The sequence below is a fragment of the Streptomyces sp. NPDC047085 genome (assembly GCF_040643735.1).
GTDB lineage: Bacteria > Actinomycetota > Actinomycetes > Streptomycetales > Streptomycetaceae > Streptomyces.
This window is the reverse complement of record NZ_JBEYUW010000001.1, coordinates 854,987-871,273: the sequence shown is the minus strand read 5'-3', so window position 1 is coordinate 871,273 and position 16,287 is coordinate 854,987. Positions and strand designations below refer to the sequence as shown.

Below are 16,287 nucleotides of genomic sequence, written 5' to 3'. Positions count from 1 at the left end.
AAGCGGTGCCGGTCAGCCCAGGTGGGTCTGGACCTCCTCGGCCGCCTCGATCCCGTACGCCTTCGTGAACCGGTCCATGAAGTGTGCCCGGCGCAGCTGGTACTCCTGCGTCCCCACGGTCTCGATGACGAGCGTCGCCAGCATGCAGCCCACCTGGGCCGCGCGCTCCAGCGAGACACCCCACGCGAGCCCGGAGAGGAACCCGGCCCGGAAGGCGTCGCCGACGCCCGTGGGGTCGGCCTTGCGCTCCTCCTCGGGGCAGCCGACCTCGATCGGGTCCTCGCCGGTCCGCTCGATCCGCACTCCCCGCGAGCCGAGCGTGGTGACGCGGTGGCCGACCTTGGCCAGGATCTCGGCGTCGGTCCAGCCGGTCTTGGACTCGATGAGCCCCTTCTCGTACTCGTTGGAGAAGAGGTACGTCGCCCCGTCCAGCAGTATCCGGATCTCCTCGCCCTCCATGCGGGCGATCTGCTGGGAGAAGTCGGCGGCGAACGGGATGTTCCGGGAGCGGCACTCCTCCGTGTGGCGGAGCATGCCCTCCGGGTCGTCGGCGCCGATGAGGACCAGGTCGAGACCGCCGACGCGGTCGGCGACGGTCTTCAGCTCGATGAGCCGGGCCTCGCTCATGGCGCCGGTGTAGAAGGAGCCGATCTGGTTGTGGTCGGCGTCGGTGGTGCACACGAAGCGGGCGGTGTGCAGGGTCTCGGAGATGCGGACCGAGTCGGTGTCCACGCCGTGCCGGTCGAGCCAGGCGCGGTACTCGTCGAAGTCGAAGCCGGCGGCCCCGACCAGGATCGGCCGGGTGCCGAGCTGACCCATGCCGAAGGCGATGTTCGCGCCGACGCCGCCCCGGCGCACGTCCAGGTTGTCGACCAGGAAGGAGAGCGAGACCGTGTGCAGCTGGTCCGCGACGAACTGGTCGGCGAAGCGGCCGGGGAAGGTCATGAGGTGGTCGGTGGCGATGGAGCCGGTGACTGCGATGCGCACGACGGGCATTCTCCTGGGGGAGGCTGGGTTGACAGTCCACGCTACCGCTCGGGGGCGAGCCACTGAAGCCGACAAAACTACCCGATAGTAGATCTTTCTTCGCGGGCCCGGCATGCGTACGGTGCCGTCATGACGAAGCCCAAGGCCAACTCCTCCGCCCCGGCCGACCTCGAGGGCGACCTCGCCTCGCTGCGCGGTGACTGCGCCCGGATGGCTCCGCGCTGGGCGGCTCCCGAGCACGCCGACGCGCGTCCGGTGCCGCCGTCGCTGATTCACGGCGTGAGCGTGCCGTCCCGGTCCGCCCGGCTGCTGGACGCCATGTCGGACTACGGCGACTGAGCGGAGGGGCGCACAGGCGGGAACCGTGCGCCCTCCTCGCGCGTCCCATCGCCGTCCCCCGTGACGGGGACGCGGGACACGATCCAGCGAGGAGCGATGCGGTGAACACCGAGCGACCCGAGAATTCCGAGCACCCCGAGAACTCGGAGCACCGCGAGCAGGCGGAGCCCCCTGAGGGCTCGGAACACCGGGAGCGGGCGGAGCCCTTGAAGGGCTCGAAGAGCCCGGAGAACCCGGAGAGCGGGGAGGACCGGGACGGCCCGGACGCCCGGGAGGAGCGGGAGGGCCGGCGCAGCGCCGACGCGCCGGAGACCCGTGACTCCCCCACGCCCCCGGAAACCCGTGAGCCCCTTACGCCCCCGGAGGCCCCGGAGAACCCGGAGGCCGCCGCGGCCCCTGAGGTCTCGGAGCGCCCGGAGGCTTCGGAGCACCCCGAAGCCGGGGCCGGGCGGCGCCGATCCTCCGTGGTCGTCGTCTCCGTCGCCGCCGCCGTGCTGCTGGTCGGGGGCGGGGGCGCGTACCTCGCCGCGAGCGGTGGTCCGGGGGGTGGTACGAGTCCCGGCGCGCCCGGTGGGGGCGGCACTCCCCCACCGCTCGTCCTGGACGGCTGGGCGCAGGGCGGCACGGGTGACATCGCGCCCGGTGAGCCGGATCCGTACGGCGCCACGTACGTGGCCGCGGGGAAGCTGCCGGACGGTCCCGGCTCGGCGCCGGTGTACGCGCCGCGCGGCCGGGTCGGCATGGGCGCGGTGGCCATGCTGGCCAGGGCCCTCGGGGTGGACGGCACCCCGGTGGCCCAGGGAAGCGGCTGGCGGGTCGGGGGCAAGGACGGCTTCGGGCCGGCCCTGCAGGTGAGCGGGGACGCGGCGGGCAGCTGGACCTTCAGCCGGTACGCGCCCGGCACCGACAACTGCAAGAAGGTCACCGTCTGCGCGCAGGACCCGGGCGCCCCGGCCGGCGACCCGGTGAGCGTGGCGGCGGCGAGGCGGGCGGCGGCGCCGGTGCTGAAGGCGCTCGGGCAGGACGACGCGAAGATCGACGCGAGCCTGGTGATGGGCGCCCAGCGGGTGGTGAACGCCGATCCCGTGGTGGGCGGGCTGCCCACCTCCGGCTGGACGACCGGCCTGACCGTCGACAAGCAGGGTTCGATCGTCGGCGGCCACGGGCTGCAGGTGGCACCGGTGAAGGGGGCCACGTATCCGGTGCTGGGCGCGAAGAAGACGCTGGAGCTGATGAACGCGGCGCAGCGGCACGGCCACCGGATGGGCATCGGCGGCTGTGCGCGGCCGGTGCCACTGAAGGACCGGCTGGAGCAGCCGTGCAACGCGGCCCCGGCGGCGCCGAAGTCAGGGGTCGTACCGGAAACGAAGGCGGCGCCCGAGGCTGCCGCGGCCACCGTGGACAAGGCCGTGTTCGGTCTGGCGGAGCACTCCGTGGCCGGGCGGCAGACGCTGGTGCCGTCCTGGCTGTTCGAGGTGCGGGGTTCGGCGGCGCGGGGCGCCTTCACGGTGTCGTATCCGGCGGTCGACCCGAAGTTCCTGGCCTCCCCGTCGCCGTCGGCCACGCCGTCGGCTTCCGCACCGGCCCCCGGGCCGACCTCGTCGCCGAAGACGCGGGACGTGAAGGTGGACGGCTACACCGCCGACGACAGCCAGCTGACCGTGAGCTTCTCGGGCGGGGTGTGCGCCGACTACGCGGTGTCGGTGAAGGAGAGCCCGCAGCGGGTGACGGTCACGGTGACCGAGAAGCCGTGGCCGAACAAGGTGTGCATCCTGATCGCCAAGCAGTACGTGAAGACCGTACGGCTGGACGCGCCGCTCGACGGCCGGACGGTGGTCGGCACCGACGGCAAGCAGATCCAGCGGACCAAGCCGGGCGCGCTGCGGCCGCAGGCGGCCCGCTAGGCCCTGTCCGGACACGAAAAGGCGGCGGCCCCCCGAAGGGGACCGCCGCCTCAGTACGTCAAAGCGTGACCGACCGACTCGGCCGGACGGCTCAGCTGAAGGAGTCGCCGCAGGCGCAGGAGCCCGTCGCGTTCGGGTTGTCGATCGTGAAGCCCTGCTTCTCGATCGTGTCCACGAAGTCGATGGTGGCGCCGCCGAGGTACGGAGCGCTCATGCGGTCGGTGACGACCTTGACCCCGCCGAAGTCCTTCTCCACGTCGCCGTCGAGCGAGCGCTCGTCGAAGAAGAGCTGGTAGCGCAGGCCGGAGCAGCCGCCGGGCTGGACGGCCACGCGCAGGGCGAGGTCGTCACGGCCTTCCTGGTCGAGCAGGGCCTTGACCTTGGACGCGGCGGCGTCGGTCAGGACGATGCCGTCGGTCACGGTGCTGGTCTCGTCCGATACGGACATCTACATCTCTCCCGGGTTGTACGGAGACTGCTTGCCGACCAGTGCAACCGGCGTTTCCACGGATTCATTCCGGGCCGGGCTTTCGCGTGGTCGCCTTTTTTGCTTCGTTTCTCATGCTCGCACATGGCCGTGGGCGCGGACAGCGGCCTGAGGGAGGAGGCGAGGGGGATTCATGTCACATGGACGTTATGGCCGTCGTCAAAGTGACGTGAACCAGTTATGATAGATAGCGTCAGTTAGACGAAAAGTAGAAAGGGTGCGTGTCGTGACCACCGCCCAGACCCCGGAGCTCGACGTACAGCCGTCCCCGCTCGCCCTGCTGCTTCTCGGCCGTGAGGCCGACCCGAAGAGCGAGCGGGGTGTCGAGTGTCCCGGCGACCTGCCCTCGCCGTCCGACCCCGATCTGGTCGAGCGCGCCCGCGCGGCCAAGGAGAAGCTCGGCGACAAGGTCTTCGTGCTCGGCCACCACTACCAGCGCGACGAGGTCATCCAGTTCGCCGACGTCACGGGCGACTCCTTCAAGCTGGCCCGGGACGCGGCCGCGCGCCCGGAGGCCGAGTACATCGTCTTCTGCGGTGTGCACTTCATGGCCGAATCGGCGGACATCCTGACCTCCGACGACCAGAAGGTCGTCCTGCCGGACCTGGCCGCCGGCTGCTCCATGGCCGACATGGCCACGGCCGAGCAGGTCGCGGAGTGCTGGGACGTGCTGACCGAGGCGGGGATCGCCGAGCAGGTCGTGCCGGTCTCGTACATGAACTCCTCCGCCGACATCAAGGCGTTCACCGGCAAGCACGGCGGCACGATCTGCACCTCGTCCAACGCGAAGCGCGCCCTCGACTGGGCCTTCGAGCAGGGCGAGAAGGTCCTCTTCCTGCCGGACCAGCACCTCGGCCGCAACACCGCCGTCCGCGACATGGGCATGTCCCTGGACGACTGCGTGGTCTACAACCCGCACAAGCCGAACGGCGGCCTGACGGCGGACGAGCTGCGCGCCGCGAAGATGATCCTGTGGCGCGGCCACTGCTCGGTCCACGGCCGCTTCAGCCTCGACTCGGTGAACGACGTCCGCACCCGCATCCCTGACGTGAACGTCCTCGTCCACCCCGAGTGCAAGCACGAGGTCGTGGCCGCGGCGGACTACGTCGGCTCGACGGAGTACATCATCAAGGCGCTGGAGGCGGCCCCGGCCGGCTCCAAGTGGGCCATCGGCACCGAGCTGAACCTGGTCCGCCGCCTGGCGAACCGTTTCGCTCCCGAGGGCAAGGAGATCGTCTTCCTCGACAAGACGGTCTGCTTCTGCTCGACGATGAACCGCATCGACCTCCCCCACCTGGTCTGGGCCCTGGAGTCCCTCGCCGAGGGCAACCTGGTCAACCGCATCGAGGTCGACAAGGAGACGGAGGCGTTCGCCAAGCTCGCCCTGGAGCGGATGCTGGCGCTGCCGTAGCCCGCGGCCCGCTCCGAGCGCCGACATACGAAAGGGGCACCCCGTGTGACACGGGGTGCCCCTTCGTCGTACCTACGAGCGTCAGACCTGTACGGGCTCCGGCTCGCCGGACTCGGTGTCGACGTCCGGTCGCGCGTCCGGCCCCGACTTCGCCGCCTTCTTCGCCGCCCGCTTCTTCGCCCGGCGCTCCTTGCGGAGTTCGAGCATCGCGTAGAGCGTCGGGACGAGGAGCAGGGTCAGCAGCGTGGACGAGATCAGACCGCCGATCACGACCACCGCCAGCGGCTGGGCGATGAAGCCGCCCTCGCCGGTGACCCCGAGGGCCATCGGGAGGAGGGCGAAGATCGTCGCCAGGGCCGTCATGAGGATCGGGCGGAGCCGGTGGCGGCCACCCTCCACCACGGCCTCGACGACGCCGTAGCCCTGCCTGCGGTACTGGTTGATCAGGTCGATCAGCACGATCGCGTTGGTCACCACGATGCCGATCAGCATCAGCATGCCGATCATCGCCGGGACGCCCATCGGGGTGCCGGTGGCGACCAGGAGACCGATCGCGCCGGTCGCCGCGAACGGGATGGACACCAGCAGGATCAGCGGCTGGGCCAGCGAGCGGAACGTCGCCACCAGCAGCATGAACACGATCGCGATGGCCGCGAGCATGGCCAGGCCCAGGTTCTTGAACGCGTCGTCCTGGTCGGAGGACACGCCGCCGATCTCGGCCGTGGCGCCCGCCGGGAGCTTCAGGGCCTTGATCTTCGTCTGCAGCTTGGTGCTGACCGCGCCGGTGTTGTCCCCGGTCGGCCGGGCCTTGACGGTCGCGGCGCGCTGCCCGTCGATGCGGGTCATCGACACCGGGCCGTCCACCAGCTTCACGGTGGCGATGTCACCGAGCTTCACCGGGCCGAGGCGCAGGTTCTTCAGCTGGGCCAGCGTGGTGGCCGGCTTGGCGGACTTCACGACGACGTCGCGCTCGGTGTCGTCGAGGATCGCCTTGGCCGCCGTCGTACCGCGCACGGCCTGCGCGACCGCGGCGCCGAGCTTCTGGTCGTCGAACCCGGCGGCGGCCGCCTTGGCGTTGGCCTTGACCGAGATCCGCGGCACGCTCGTCGCGAGGTCGCTGGTGACGTCGGTGACGTGGTCGAGCCCGGCCACCGTCTTGCGGACCTGCTCGGAGGCCGTGCGCAGGGACCCCGGGTCGGCCGCCTTGACCACGACGCTGAGGTCCTGGTTGCCGAAGCCGTCACCGGCGGACACGGTGGTCGTGCCGATGCCGTCCAGCTTCTTCAGGCCGTCCTCCAGGTGCTTCTGCACGTCCTCGTACGACGCGGAGTCCTTCAGCATGACCTGGTACGACGCCTGGTTGCTGTCGGTGCCGCCGCCGAAGGCGGCCAGGAAGCCGGAGGAGCCGATGGTGACCTGGTAGTCCTTGACGCCCTCGGTGGAGGCCAGCAGCTTCTCCACCTTCCGGGCCTGCGCGTCCGTGGCCGCGAGGCTGGTGCCGGGCTTCAGCTGCTGCTTGACGGTGAGGACTTCCTGCTCGCCCTGGTCGAAGAAGTTCGTCTTCAGCAGGCCGCCCATGCCGAACGTGCCGACGAGCACGACCACCGCGATCAGCACGCTGGTGAGGCGGCGGCGGGTGGCGAAGCGCAGCACGGGGACGTAGATGCGCTGGAGGCGGCTGTTCGCCTCCTTCTCCTCGGCCCGGCGGCGAGCCTCCTCGGCGTTCTCGGGGGTGCCCTTCGGGGCCCGCAGGAACCAGTACGACAGGACCGGCACCACGGTCAGCGACACCAGCAGAGAGGCGAGCAGGGCCGCCGTCACGGTGATGCTGAACGAGCCGAAGAGGGCGCCCACCATGCCGCCGACCAGGCCGATCGGCAGGAACACGGCGACCGTGGTGAGGGTGGAGGAGGTGACCGCGCCGGCCACCTCGCGCACCGCGCCCAGGATCGCTTCCTTGCGCTCCTCGCCGTAGCCGAGGTGCCGCTTGATGTTCTCCAGGACCACGATCGAGTCGTCGACGACCCGGCCGATGGCGATGGTCAGCGCGCCCAGGGTGAGCATGTTCAGGGACAGGCCCCGGGTCCACAGCACGATGAGCGCGAGGACGACGGACAGCGGGATGGACACCGCGGTGACCAGCGTCGAGCGGATCGACGCGAGGAAGACCAGGATGATCAGGACCGCGAAGAGCAGGCCGAGCGCGCCCTCCGTGGTCAGGCCCTTGATGGACTTGGACACGGCCGGGCCCTGGTCGCTGACGACCGTGAGCTTGGCGCCGGAGCCGAGGTCGGTGCGCAGCTCGGGCAGCTTGTCCTTGACCGCGTTCGAGATGGCGACCGCGCTGCCGTCGTGGTCCATGGTGACGGCGACGGCGAGGCTGGGCCGGCCGTCGGTGCGGGTGATGGAGTCGGCCGGGGCCGGCTGCTGCTCGACGGTGGCCACGTCACCGAGGCGGACGGGCTTCTTGACGCCTTCGCCCGTGACCATCAGGTTCTGGATCTGCTTCAGCGAGGTGAAGCCGCCGCCGACCTGGACGGTGCGGTTGGCGCCGTTCTCGTCGAAGGAGCCGGCCGGGACGGTCGCGCCGCCCGCCTGCAGGGCCTGGCCGAGCGCGGCGGGGGTGAGGCCGGCCTTCGCGAGCTTCGCGTCGTTCGGGGTGACGGCGACCTGGAGGTCGCGGACGCCCATGACCTGGACCCGGCCGACGCCGTCGATGTCCTTCAGGGTCGGGATGACCGTCTTGTCGAGCTGGTCGGCGAGCGCCTGCTGGTCCTTGTCGGAGCTGGCGGCGAGGACCACGGTCGGGATGTCGTCCGTGGAGCCCGAGACGACCTGCGGGTCGACGTCGTCCGGCAGCGTGGCGCGGGCCCGGTTCACCGCCTGCTGGACGTCGGTGACGAGCCGCTTGGTGTCGTTGCCGTAGTCGAAGGACGCCATGATCACGGCGTTGCCCTCGCTGGCGGTGGAGGTGACACCGGTGATGCCGTCGACACCCTGGAGGTTGTCCTCGATGGGCTCGACGACCTGCTTCTCGACGACGTCGGGGGAGGCACCCTGGTAGGGGGCGATCACCGACACCACGGGCAGTTCGATGGTGGGCAGCAGTTGTTGTTTGATCTGGGGTATCGCGATCAGTCCGAAGACCAGCGCGATAAGGGACATCAGGCCGATCAGGGCCCGTTGCGCGAGGCTGAATCGGGACAGCCAGGACATGGGTCAGGGTCTCTCTTCTGTGAGCGGCAGAAGCTCGGCAGGACGCGAAAAGCGCCCACCGAACACCCTGGGCCATGTCAGAGGGTCGTTTTGTAGGCCCCAGGTCCATTTCCTTATCCGTCTCCTACTCCCGGCGCAGTACGCGCGGGTGGAGATCAGTCCATCCTCGGGCGGACCAGCCCGGACTCGTACGCGATGACGACGAGCTGGGCGCGGTCCCGGGCGCCGAGCTTGGCCATGGCCCGGTTGACGTGCGTCTTCACCGTGAGCGGGCTCACCTCGAGGCGCTCGGCGATCTCGTCGTTGGAGTGGCCGCCGGCGACCTGGACGAGCACCTCGCGCTCCCGTCCGGTGAGCGCGTCGAGCCGTTCGAGCCGTGCGGGGTCGGTGTCGCCGCCGTCGGGGCCGCCCTGGGCGAGGAAGCGGGAGATCAGGCCCTTGGTGGCGGCCGGGGACAGCAGGGCCTCGCCGCCGGCGGCGACCCGGATGGCGTTCAGCAGCTCCTCGGGCTCGCTGCCCTTGCCGAGGAAGCCGGAGGCGCCGGCGCGCAGGGCCTGGACGACGTAGTCGTCGACCTCGAACGTGGTCAGGATGACCACGCGGACGTGGGCGAGGGCGGGGTCGGCGCCGATCTGACGGGTGGCGGCGAGTCCGTCGGTGCCGGGCATCCGGATGTCCATGAGGACGACGTCGGCGTTCTGCTCCTTGGCCAGGCGGACCGCCTCGGCTCCGTCGGAGGCCTCCCCCACCACGGCCATGTCGGGCTCGGACTCGACGAGCACGCGGAACGCGCTGCGCAGCAGTGCCTGGTCGTCGGCGAGCAGGACACGGATGGTCATACGGGCTCCCCCTGGGCCGTCGTACGGGTCTGGAGGGGCAGGATCGCATGGACGCGGAAGCCGCGGCCGTAGCGGGGGCCGGTGGTCAGGGTGCCGCCGAGGGCGGTGACCCGCTCGCGCATGCCGAGCAGTCCGTGTCCGCCGCCGGTCGCGGGCTCGGGCGCGTTGTCCGAGCCGTCGTCGAGCACGGTGACCTCGATGTTCGAGCCCACGCGTACGACGCTGACCTCGGCCTTGGCGCCGGGGCCCGCGTGCTTCTGGGCGTTGGTCAGGGCCTCCTGGATGATCCGGTAGGCGGCGAGGTCGACGGCGGCGGGCAGGTCGGTGTCCGCGTCGGCGCGGGCCACCTCGACGGGCAGCCCGGCGTTGCGGAACGTACCGGCCAGCTCCTCCAGGCGGCTGAGGCCGGGGGCGGGTTCGGTGGGGGCCTCGGGGTCGTCGGACTGGCGCAGCAGGCCGACGGTGGCGCGCAGCTCGTTGAGCGCGGAGCGGCTGGCCTCGCGGACGTGCCCGAGGGCCTCCTTGGCCTGGTCGGGCCGCTTGTCCATGACGTGGGCGGCGACTCCGGCCTGCACGTTGACCAGGGCGATGTGGTGGGCGACGACGTCGTGCAGATCGCGGGCGATGCGCAGCCGCTCCTCGGCGACGCGGCGGCGCGCCTCCTCCTCGCGGGTGCGCTCGGCGCGTTCGGCGCGCTCGCGGATGGCCTGGATGAAGGCGCGGCGGCTGCGTACGGCGTCTCCGGCGGTGGCGCCGATGCCGGTCCAGGCGACGATGGCGAGGTTCTCCTGCGCGTACCAGGGCAGCGGTCCGGCGAGCATGGCGGCGGCGGTCAGCACGGTCATGGTGAGCAGGCCGACGCGCCAGGTGGTGGGGCGGTCGGTGGTGGAGGCGACGGTGTAGAGGGCGATCACCGCGGACATGGCGACGGGGGCGCGGGGGTCGCCGGTGACGCTCTCGATCACGGAGAGGACGCCGGTGACGGCGAGGACCGCCTTGGGGGCGCGGCGGCGCAGCACGAGCGCGGCGGCGCCGAGGACCATCAGGAGCAGGCTCAGCGGGTCCGGGGTGCGGGCGCCCCAGGACATCCCGTGCTCGCCGTCGGGCGCGACGAAGGATCCGGCGATCATGCACAGCAGCACCACCGCGGCGATGGCCGCGTCCAGCGCGAGGGGGTGCGCCTTGAGGCGGCACCGGGCGCGTTCGAGAGTGCTCACGAGTTGCAACAGTACGGGGCGCCGCAGCCTAGGTCTGCTGTGCGGCGCCCTGTGCTGGGGCCGGGCGGGGGTTGGACCGCTCGCCCGGGCTGGCGAGGTGCCGCCTTTGGGACGGGCGCCGCCCCAGCGGCACGACTGCCCGCAGCTGCGCAGCTCGGATTCAGCCCGGGATCAGGCCGTCGTCGCTGAGCATCTCCCGGACCTCCTCCAGTGAGGAGTCGGGGGCGGGCAGGATCAGTTCCGAGGGTTCCAGGGCGTCGTCCGGCAGGGGCTCGCCCAGTTCACGGACCTTGTCCAGGAGGGCCTGGAGGGTGGCGCGGAAGCCGGGGCCGTCGCCGCTCTCCATCTCCTCCAGCAGCTCGTCGTCCAGCTTGTTCAGCTCGGCGAAGTGGGAGTCCGCCAACTTCACCTGGCCCTCCCCCATGATCCGTACGATCACGTCGGCCTCCTCGGCTCGGGGTCCCGGCGCCGGACTACTGCTTGTCGAAGCGCGGGGTGTCCTGCGGCTGCTGCTGGGACTGCCCCTGGCCGGTGCCGCCCTCGATCGCCTGCTGCGGCGCGCCGCCGGCCAGCTCGGCCTTCATGCGCTGCAGTTCCAGCTCTACATCCGTACCACCGGAGATCCGGTCCAGCTCGGCGGCGATGTCGTCCTTGGCCATGCCGGTCGGGTCGTCCAGGGCGCCGGAGGCGAGCAGCTCGTCGATGGCACCGGCCCGGGCCTGCAGCTGGGCGGTCTTGTCCTCGGCGCGCTGGATCGCCAGGCCGACGTCGCCCATCTCCTCGGAGATGCCGGAGAAGGCCTCGCCGATGCGGGTCTGGGCCTGGGCGGCGGTGTAGGTGGCCTTGATGGTCTCCTTCTTCGTACGGAAGGCGTCCACCTTGGCCTGCAGGCGCTGGGCCGCGAGGGTGAGCTTCTCCTCCTCGCCCTGCAGGGTCGCGTGCTGCGTCTCCAGATCCGTGACCTGCTGCTGGAGAGCGGCACGGCGGGACAGCGCCTCGCGGGCCAGGTCCTCGCGGCCGAGCGCGAGCGCCTTGCGGCCCTGGTCCTCCAGCTTGGTCGACTGCTGCTGCAGCTGGTTGAGCTGGAGTTCCAGGCGCTTGCGGGAGGTCGCCACGTCGGCGACGCCACGGCGCACCTTCTGCAGCAGCTCCAGCTGCTTCTGGTACGAGTAATCGAGGGTCTCGCGCGGGTCCTCGGCCCGGTCAAGGGCCTTGTTCGCCTTCGCGCGGAAGATCATCCCCATACGCTTCATGACACCGCTCATGGGCTTCGCGCGCCCCCTTCTGACGGACTCCAGCTCACAGATCCTGCGACAGAACCCACAGTACGGGCCCTGCATCCATTACCGCACCGTTCGGGGAGTGATGCGCTCATCCCCAAGGACGACTGCGGACGGTATCGCTCCGGCGTGAGGAGTAGGTGGACCTCGGGGTGGGTCCCCCGGGTCCCCTCGGTGACCGCCGGGTGAAGCGTCTGCAACGTCCCCTCTGTCCCCCTACAGACGTCCGGTGTTGCCGGATCGTTCCCCGGAGGGCTGGGGTCCATGCCGGGGATGCGCTTACCCTTGGGTTTTGTGTTCCGTAGCCGTGCCAAGGAAGAGAAGGCCCCCGCCGACAAGGCGCCGGTGACCGACTCCAAGCAGTCCCGTGACCCGCAGGCCCCCAAGGGCAGGCCCACGCCCAAGCGCAGTGAGGCCCAGTCCCAGCGCCGCAGCGTCGCCAGTACGCCGACGAACCGCAAGGAGGCCGCGAAGCATCAGCGCGAGGAGCGCCGCCAGGCGCTGGCGCGACAGCGCAAGGCCCTGGCCGGCGGCGACGAGCGCTATCTCCCGGCCCGGGACAAGGGCCCGGTCCGCAAGTTCGCGCGCGACTGGGTGGACTCGCGTCTCAACATCGCGGAGTTCTTCCTGCCGCTGGCCATCGTGATCCTCGTGCTCAGCGTGGTCAGGGTGCCCTCGATCCAGAACATCGCGCTGCTGCTGTGGCTGGTCGTGATCGTGCTGATCGTGCTCGACTCGGCCGTCAGCGGCTTCCGGCTGAAGAAGCGGCTGGCCGAGCGCTTCCCCGACCAGAACCGGCGGGGCGCCGTCGCCTACGCGCTGATGCGCTCGCTCCAGATGCGCCGGCTCCGGCTGCCGAAGCCGCAGGTCAAGCGCGGAGAGCGGCCCTGAGCGCAGACGCTTTCACCGGGGACGCGGCGAATGCCTGGCTGAGCAAGCTGGGCGGGTTGCGTGACGTCGTACGCCAGGAGCTGGTGGCCCGGCAGCTCGACGAGCAGATAGCCGGGCGGTTCCCGGTCGGGCAGCGACTGCGCGTGCTCGACGTGGGGATGGGCCAGGGCACGCAGGCGCTGCGGCTGGCCCGGCTCGGGCACCAGGTGACCGGTGTCGAGCAGGACGCGACGATGATCGCGGCCGCCCGCGAGGCCCTGGCCGGTGAGCCGGAGGGCATCCGCGAGCGGGTCCGGCTGGTGCAGGGGGACGGGCGGGACACCGGCGTGCACTTCCTGCCGGGCAGCTTCGACGTGGTGCTGTGCCACGGCGTCCTGATGTACGTGGAGGAGCCCGACCCGCTGGTGGCGGGTCTGGCCCGGATGCTCGCGCCGGGCGGCCTGCTCTCACTGCTGGTGCGCAACGGCGACGCGCTCGCCATGCGCCCGGGACTCTCCGGTGACTGGGCGGGTGCCTTGGCGGCCTTCGACACCACCGCCTACCGCAACCGCCTCGGCCTCGACGTACGCGCCGACCGGCTGTCGGCCCTCACCGCCACCCTCGCCGGCATCGCCGCCCCACTGCACGCCTGGTACGGCGTCCGGGTCTTCACGGACACGGCGGCCGACGGCGCCCCGGCCCCCTACGACCTGGAGACCCTCCTGGCGGTCGAGGAGCGGGCCGGCCGGACGGACCCGTACCGCGGGGTCGCGGCGCTGCTGCATCTGTGCGGGGTCCGGGGCTGACCTGCCCCCTTTCGGGCGTACGCGACGGGCCCTGTTGGGCGAACGCGGCGATTGGGACATTCACCCCGAAGGGACACTCGGGGCATGGACGCTTCCCGTACCCGGGCCCTGCGCAGGGGTGCCCCGGTCGCCGTGCTCGTGTGTGCCACCGTCCTCGTCTCCGGCTGCGCGCTGCCGAGGTCCCCGGCGCGGCAGGACGGCTCGACCGCCCAGGCGGCCCAGCCGCCGGCCGCGGAGGATCTGCAGGCCCGGTACCAGAAGGTCATCAGGGACGTCCTGCCGTCGGTCGTACAGATCCAGGCCAGGTCCGACCTGGGCTCCGGAGTGGTGTACGACGGCCAGGGCCACATCGTCACCAACGCGCACGTGGTCGGCTCGGAGAAGACCTTCCAGGTGACCACGGCCAACAGCGAGGAACCGCTCCGGGCGAGCCTGGTCTACTCCTACCCCGACCAGGACCTCGCGGTGATCAAGCTGGACCAGGTGCCGGCCGGGCTGAAGCCGGCGGTGTTCGGGGACTCCGAGAAGGTGGCGGTCGGCCAGATCGTGCTGGCCATGGGATCGCCGCTCGGGCTGTCCTCCAGCGTCACCCAGGGCATCGTGTCGGCGACCGGACGGACCGTCAGCGAGGGCCGCTCCGAGGGGGGCACGGGCGCCACCATCGCCAACATGGTGCAGACCTCGGCCGCCATCAACCCCGGCAACAGCGGGGGCGCCCTGGTCGACCTGTCCGGGCAGGTCATCGGCATCCCGACGCTCGCCGCCGCCGACCCCGGCCTCGGCAGTGCGGCGGCCGGCATCGGGTTCGCCATCCCCTCGTCCCTGGTGAAGACGGTCACCGGTCAGATCATCAGGAGCGGCAAGGTCGTCGACTCGGGCCGGGCGGCGCTCGGCATCACCGCGCGCACGGTCGTGGACGAGCGCTACCAGCCGGCCGGGGCCGCCGTGGTCCAGATCCTCGGCGGCGGCCCGGCCGGCGAGGCGGGGCTGCGGCCGGGCGACGTCATCACCAAGCTGGGCCGTGACCAGGTCACCACGACCACGGAGCTCTCCGAGGCGCTGGCCCGCAACAAGCCGGGACAGCGGACGACGGTCGCCTTCGAGCGGGACGGCCGTGCGCAGTCGGTGGAGGTGACGCTGGGCGAGCAGTGAGAGGAAGAGGGGCAGAGGGAGAAGAGCAGAGGGCGGCGAAGAGAGGTCGAGGGCGGAGAGAGGAGAGACGCCCGGCAGGCCCCCGACAGGCCCTGGGAAGCCCCGGGAGGCCCCTCCTCACCCCCGGTCGGCCTACTCCGCCTCGGCGTGCAGGCTCATCGGGCCGTAGATCTCCGTGCTGTCCTCGAACAGCCGTACCTGGTCCGCGCCGCCCTCCAGCAGCGCCTTCCACTGCTCGCCGATCCAGGACTCGGCATCCCCCTGCGTCGTGAACTCCTCGGGCTGCACCGCGGGCTGGACCTCCGTCCCGTCGGCCTTCTCGAACCGCCACGTCCATGCCGTCATGTGGGCCTCCTTTGATCCAACACGTGCTCGCAGCGTATTCGCTCCGCGGGGTTGGCCGTTAGAGGAGCCCCGGGCCGTGACTCGCCCGCGGGTGGGTGGGGGCTGGTCGCTCCCCCACTCCCCTGGTGCCCCTTCGGGGCCACCAGGGGCGCGAGTAGTGCTGCGGCAGTGGAAAATCGATCTCGTGGAAGTGACTCTGCTCGGTACTGGCGCCCCGATGGGGCTGCCCCGGCCCGACTGTCCGTGTGCTGTGTGCGCGACCGCGCTCGGGGAGGAGGCGCGGGGGGCGACCGCGTTGCTCGTGGACGGGGCGCTGCTGCTGGACCTGACACCCGGGGCGGCTTTCGCGGCCGCGCGGGCCGGGCACTCGCTGGGCGGGGTGGGGCAGGTGCTGCTCTCGCATCCGCACGACGGTCCGGCCGTGGAGGTGCCGGCCGGGCTGCCGCAGCCCGGGCGGGTGCCCGACGGGCGGGAGTTGGCTCTGCTGACGGGGCATCGGGTGCGGGCGGTGGCGATGGACGCGGGCGGCACCGGGTACGCGGTGACCGGCCCCGACGGGCTGCGGCTGCTGTACCTGCCGCCGGGCGGGGCGCCGGCGGGCCTGGAGGAGGGGACCGCGGAGTCGTACGACATGGTCCTCCTGGACGTGGTGGGACGGCCGGACGCGCTGGCCCGGCTCCGGGCGGTCGGTGCCGTCGGGCCGACCACGGACGTCATCGCCGTCCACCTCGACCACGACGTCCCGCAGGGCGCGGAGTTGCGGCGCCGGCTCGCGGCGGCCGGGGCGCGGGCGGTGCCGGACGGTACGACGCTGGCGGTGGGGGCGTACGAGGAGGTGCCGGACGTGCCGCGCCGGACGCTGGTGCTGGGCGGGGCGCGCTCGGGGAAGTCGGTGGAGGCCGAGCGGCGCCTGGAGGCCTTCCCGGACGTGCTGTACGTGGCGACCGGCGGGACGCGGGGCGGTGACACCGAGTGGGCGGCGCGCGTGGCCGCGCACCGGGAGCGGCGGCCGGGGTCGTGGCGTACGACGGAGACGACCGACCTGGTGCCGTTGCTCGCCGAGCAGGGGCCGCCGGTGCTGATCGACTGCCTGTCGCTGTGGTTGACGGATGTCATGGACTCGGTCGGGGCGTGGGACGACGCGGAGTGGGCGGGCGGCGGGGAGAAGGCGCTGCGCGAGCGCGTACGAGAACTGACGTCCGCCGTCCAGAACGCTCGGCGCACCGTGGTGGCCGTCTCCAACGAGGTCGGCTCGGGCATCGTGCCCGCCACGGCGTCCGGGCGCCGGTACCGCGATGAACTCGGCCGCCTGAACGCGGCGTTCGCGACCGAGTGCGAACAGGTTCTCCTGGTGGTCGCCGGGCAGGCCGTGGTGCTGCGGGGCTGAGGGGTGCCCGCAGGCGAGTACGGGCACCCGCCCCTACGGCGACTGGT

15 protein-coding genes are annotated in these 16,287 nt (G+C 71.7%); 7 read left to right on the top strand and 8 right to left on the bottom strand.

What is annotated here, in order from left to right; translation table 11 throughout:
• Window positions 1–12 precede the first annotated feature (12 nt).
• The gene (locus tag ABZ865_RS03705) at window positions 13–987 is read right to left on the bottom strand and encodes a carbohydrate kinase family protein (protein ID WP_361223190.1); all 975 of its coding nucleotides are present in this window, start codon (window positions 985–987) and stop codon (window positions 13–15) included.
• Window positions 988–1,116: 129 nt separating this feature from the next.
• On the opposite strand from ABZ865_RS03705, the gene ABZ865_RS03700 reads away from it, so the two are divergent.
• Together ABZ865_RS03700 and ABZ865_RS03695 are read left to right on the top strand one after the other, a co-directional pair.
• Entirely contained in the window at window positions 1,117–1,326 is a 210-nt protein-coding gene (locus tag ABZ865_RS03700; protein ID WP_361223188.1) for a hypothetical protein, read from the top strand.
• A gap of 101 nt (window positions 1,327–1,427) precedes the next feature.
• Entirely contained in the window at window positions 1,428–3,230 is a 1,803-nt protein-coding gene (locus ABZ865_RS03695) for a hypothetical protein (protein WP_361223185.1), read from the top strand.
• Between the two features lie 91 nt (window positions 3,231–3,321).
• Here ABZ865_RS03695 and ABZ865_RS03690 read toward each other — a convergent pair whose 3' ends face one another.
• Complete coding sequence (locus ABZ865_RS03690) at window positions 3,322–3,678, bottom strand: iron-sulfur cluster assembly accessory protein (protein WP_004001854.1); 357 nt, start codon at window positions 3,676–3,678, stop codon at window positions 3,322–3,324.
• Window positions 3,679–3,943: 265 nt separating this feature from the next.
• On the opposite strand from ABZ865_RS03690, the gene nadA reads away from it, so the two are divergent.
• Window positions 3,944–5,128 (top strand): quinolinate synthase NadA, encoded by a 1,185-nt coding sequence (nadA, locus tag ABZ865_RS03685; RefSeq protein ID WP_361223180.1) that lies wholly within the window; start codon window positions 3,944–3,946, stop codon window positions 5,126–5,128.
• An 81-nt stretch (window positions 5,129–5,209) separates the two neighbouring features.
• Here nadA and ABZ865_RS03680 read toward each other — a convergent pair whose 3' ends face one another.
• The 5 genes from ABZ865_RS03680 to ABZ865_RS03660 all read right to left on the bottom strand — a co-directional run bounded on the left by ABZ865_RS03680 (window position 5,210) and on the right by ABZ865_RS03660 (window position 11,665).
• Entirely contained in the window at window positions 5,210–8,344 is a 3,135-nt protein-coding gene (locus ABZ865_RS03680) for an efflux RND transporter permease subunit (RefSeq protein ID WP_361223177.1), read from the bottom strand.
• 155 nt (window positions 8,345–8,499) lie between these two features.
• The gene (locus ABZ865_RS03675) at window positions 8,500–9,183 is read right to left on the bottom strand and encodes a response regulator transcription factor (protein ID WP_361223174.1); all 684 of its coding nucleotides are present in this window, start codon (window positions 9,181–9,183) and stop codon (window positions 8,500–8,502) included.
• On the bottom strand, window positions 9,180–10,400 hold the full coding sequence (locus ABZ865_RS03670) for a sensor histidine kinase (protein WP_361223171.1): 1,221 nt from the start codon (window positions 10,398–10,400) through the stop codon (window positions 9,180–9,182). The genes ABZ865_RS03675 and ABZ865_RS03670 overlap by 4 nt, the downstream gene beginning before the upstream one ends.
• A gap of 160 nt (window positions 10,401–10,560) precedes the next feature.
• A complete protein-coding gene (locus ABZ865_RS03665; protein WP_361223169.1) occupies window positions 10,561–10,839 on the bottom strand; it encodes a hypothetical protein in 279 nt (92 codons plus the stop codon).
• A 34-nt stretch (window positions 10,840–10,873) separates the two neighbouring features.
• Window positions 10,874–11,665, bottom strand: a complete 792-nt coding sequence (locus ABZ865_RS03660) for a PspA/IM30 family protein (RefSeq protein WP_100825785.1) — start codon at window positions 11,663–11,665, stop codon at window positions 10,874–10,876.
• 279 nt (window positions 11,666–11,944) lie between these two features.
• Between ABZ865_RS03660 and ABZ865_RS03655 the strand changes: the two genes are divergently transcribed.
• The 3 genes from ABZ865_RS03655 (at window position 11,945) to ABZ865_RS03645 (ending at window position 14,508) form a co-directional block, all read left to right on the top strand.
• On the top strand, window positions 11,945–12,571 hold the full coding sequence (locus tag ABZ865_RS03655) for a DUF3043 domain-containing protein (RefSeq protein WP_361223164.1): 627 nt from the start codon (window positions 11,945–11,947) through the stop codon (window positions 12,569–12,571).
• Between the two features lie 83 nt (window positions 12,572–12,654).
• Window positions 12,655–13,356: a methyltransferase domain-containing protein gene (locus ABZ865_RS03650; protein ID WP_361224363.1), complete on the top strand. Its 702-nt coding sequence runs from the start codon at window positions 12,655–12,657 to the stop codon at window positions 13,354–13,356.
• A gap of 84 nt (window positions 13,357–13,440) precedes the next feature.
• The gene (locus ABZ865_RS03645; protein WP_361223162.1) at window positions 13,441–14,508 is read left to right on the top strand and encodes a trypsin-like peptidase domain-containing protein; all 1,068 of its coding nucleotides are present in this window, start codon (window positions 13,441–13,443) and stop codon (window positions 14,506–14,508) included.
• Window positions 14,509–14,640: 132 nt separating this feature from the next.
• Here ABZ865_RS03645 and ABZ865_RS03640 read toward each other — a convergent pair whose 3' ends face one another.
• The gene (locus ABZ865_RS03640) at window positions 14,641–14,853 is read right to left on the bottom strand and encodes a hypothetical protein (RefSeq protein WP_361223159.1); all 213 of its coding nucleotides are present in this window, start codon (window positions 14,851–14,853) and stop codon (window positions 14,641–14,643) included.
• Window positions 14,854–15,037: 184 nt separating this feature from the next.
• On the opposite strand from ABZ865_RS03640, the gene ABZ865_RS03635 reads away from it, so the two are divergent.
• Complete coding sequence (locus tag ABZ865_RS03635) at window positions 15,038–16,240, top strand: bifunctional adenosylcobinamide kinase/adenosylcobinamide-phosphate guanylyltransferase (protein WP_361223156.1); 1,203 nt, start codon at window positions 15,038–15,040, stop codon at window positions 16,238–16,240.
• Window positions 16,241–16,287 lie beyond the last annotated feature (47 nt).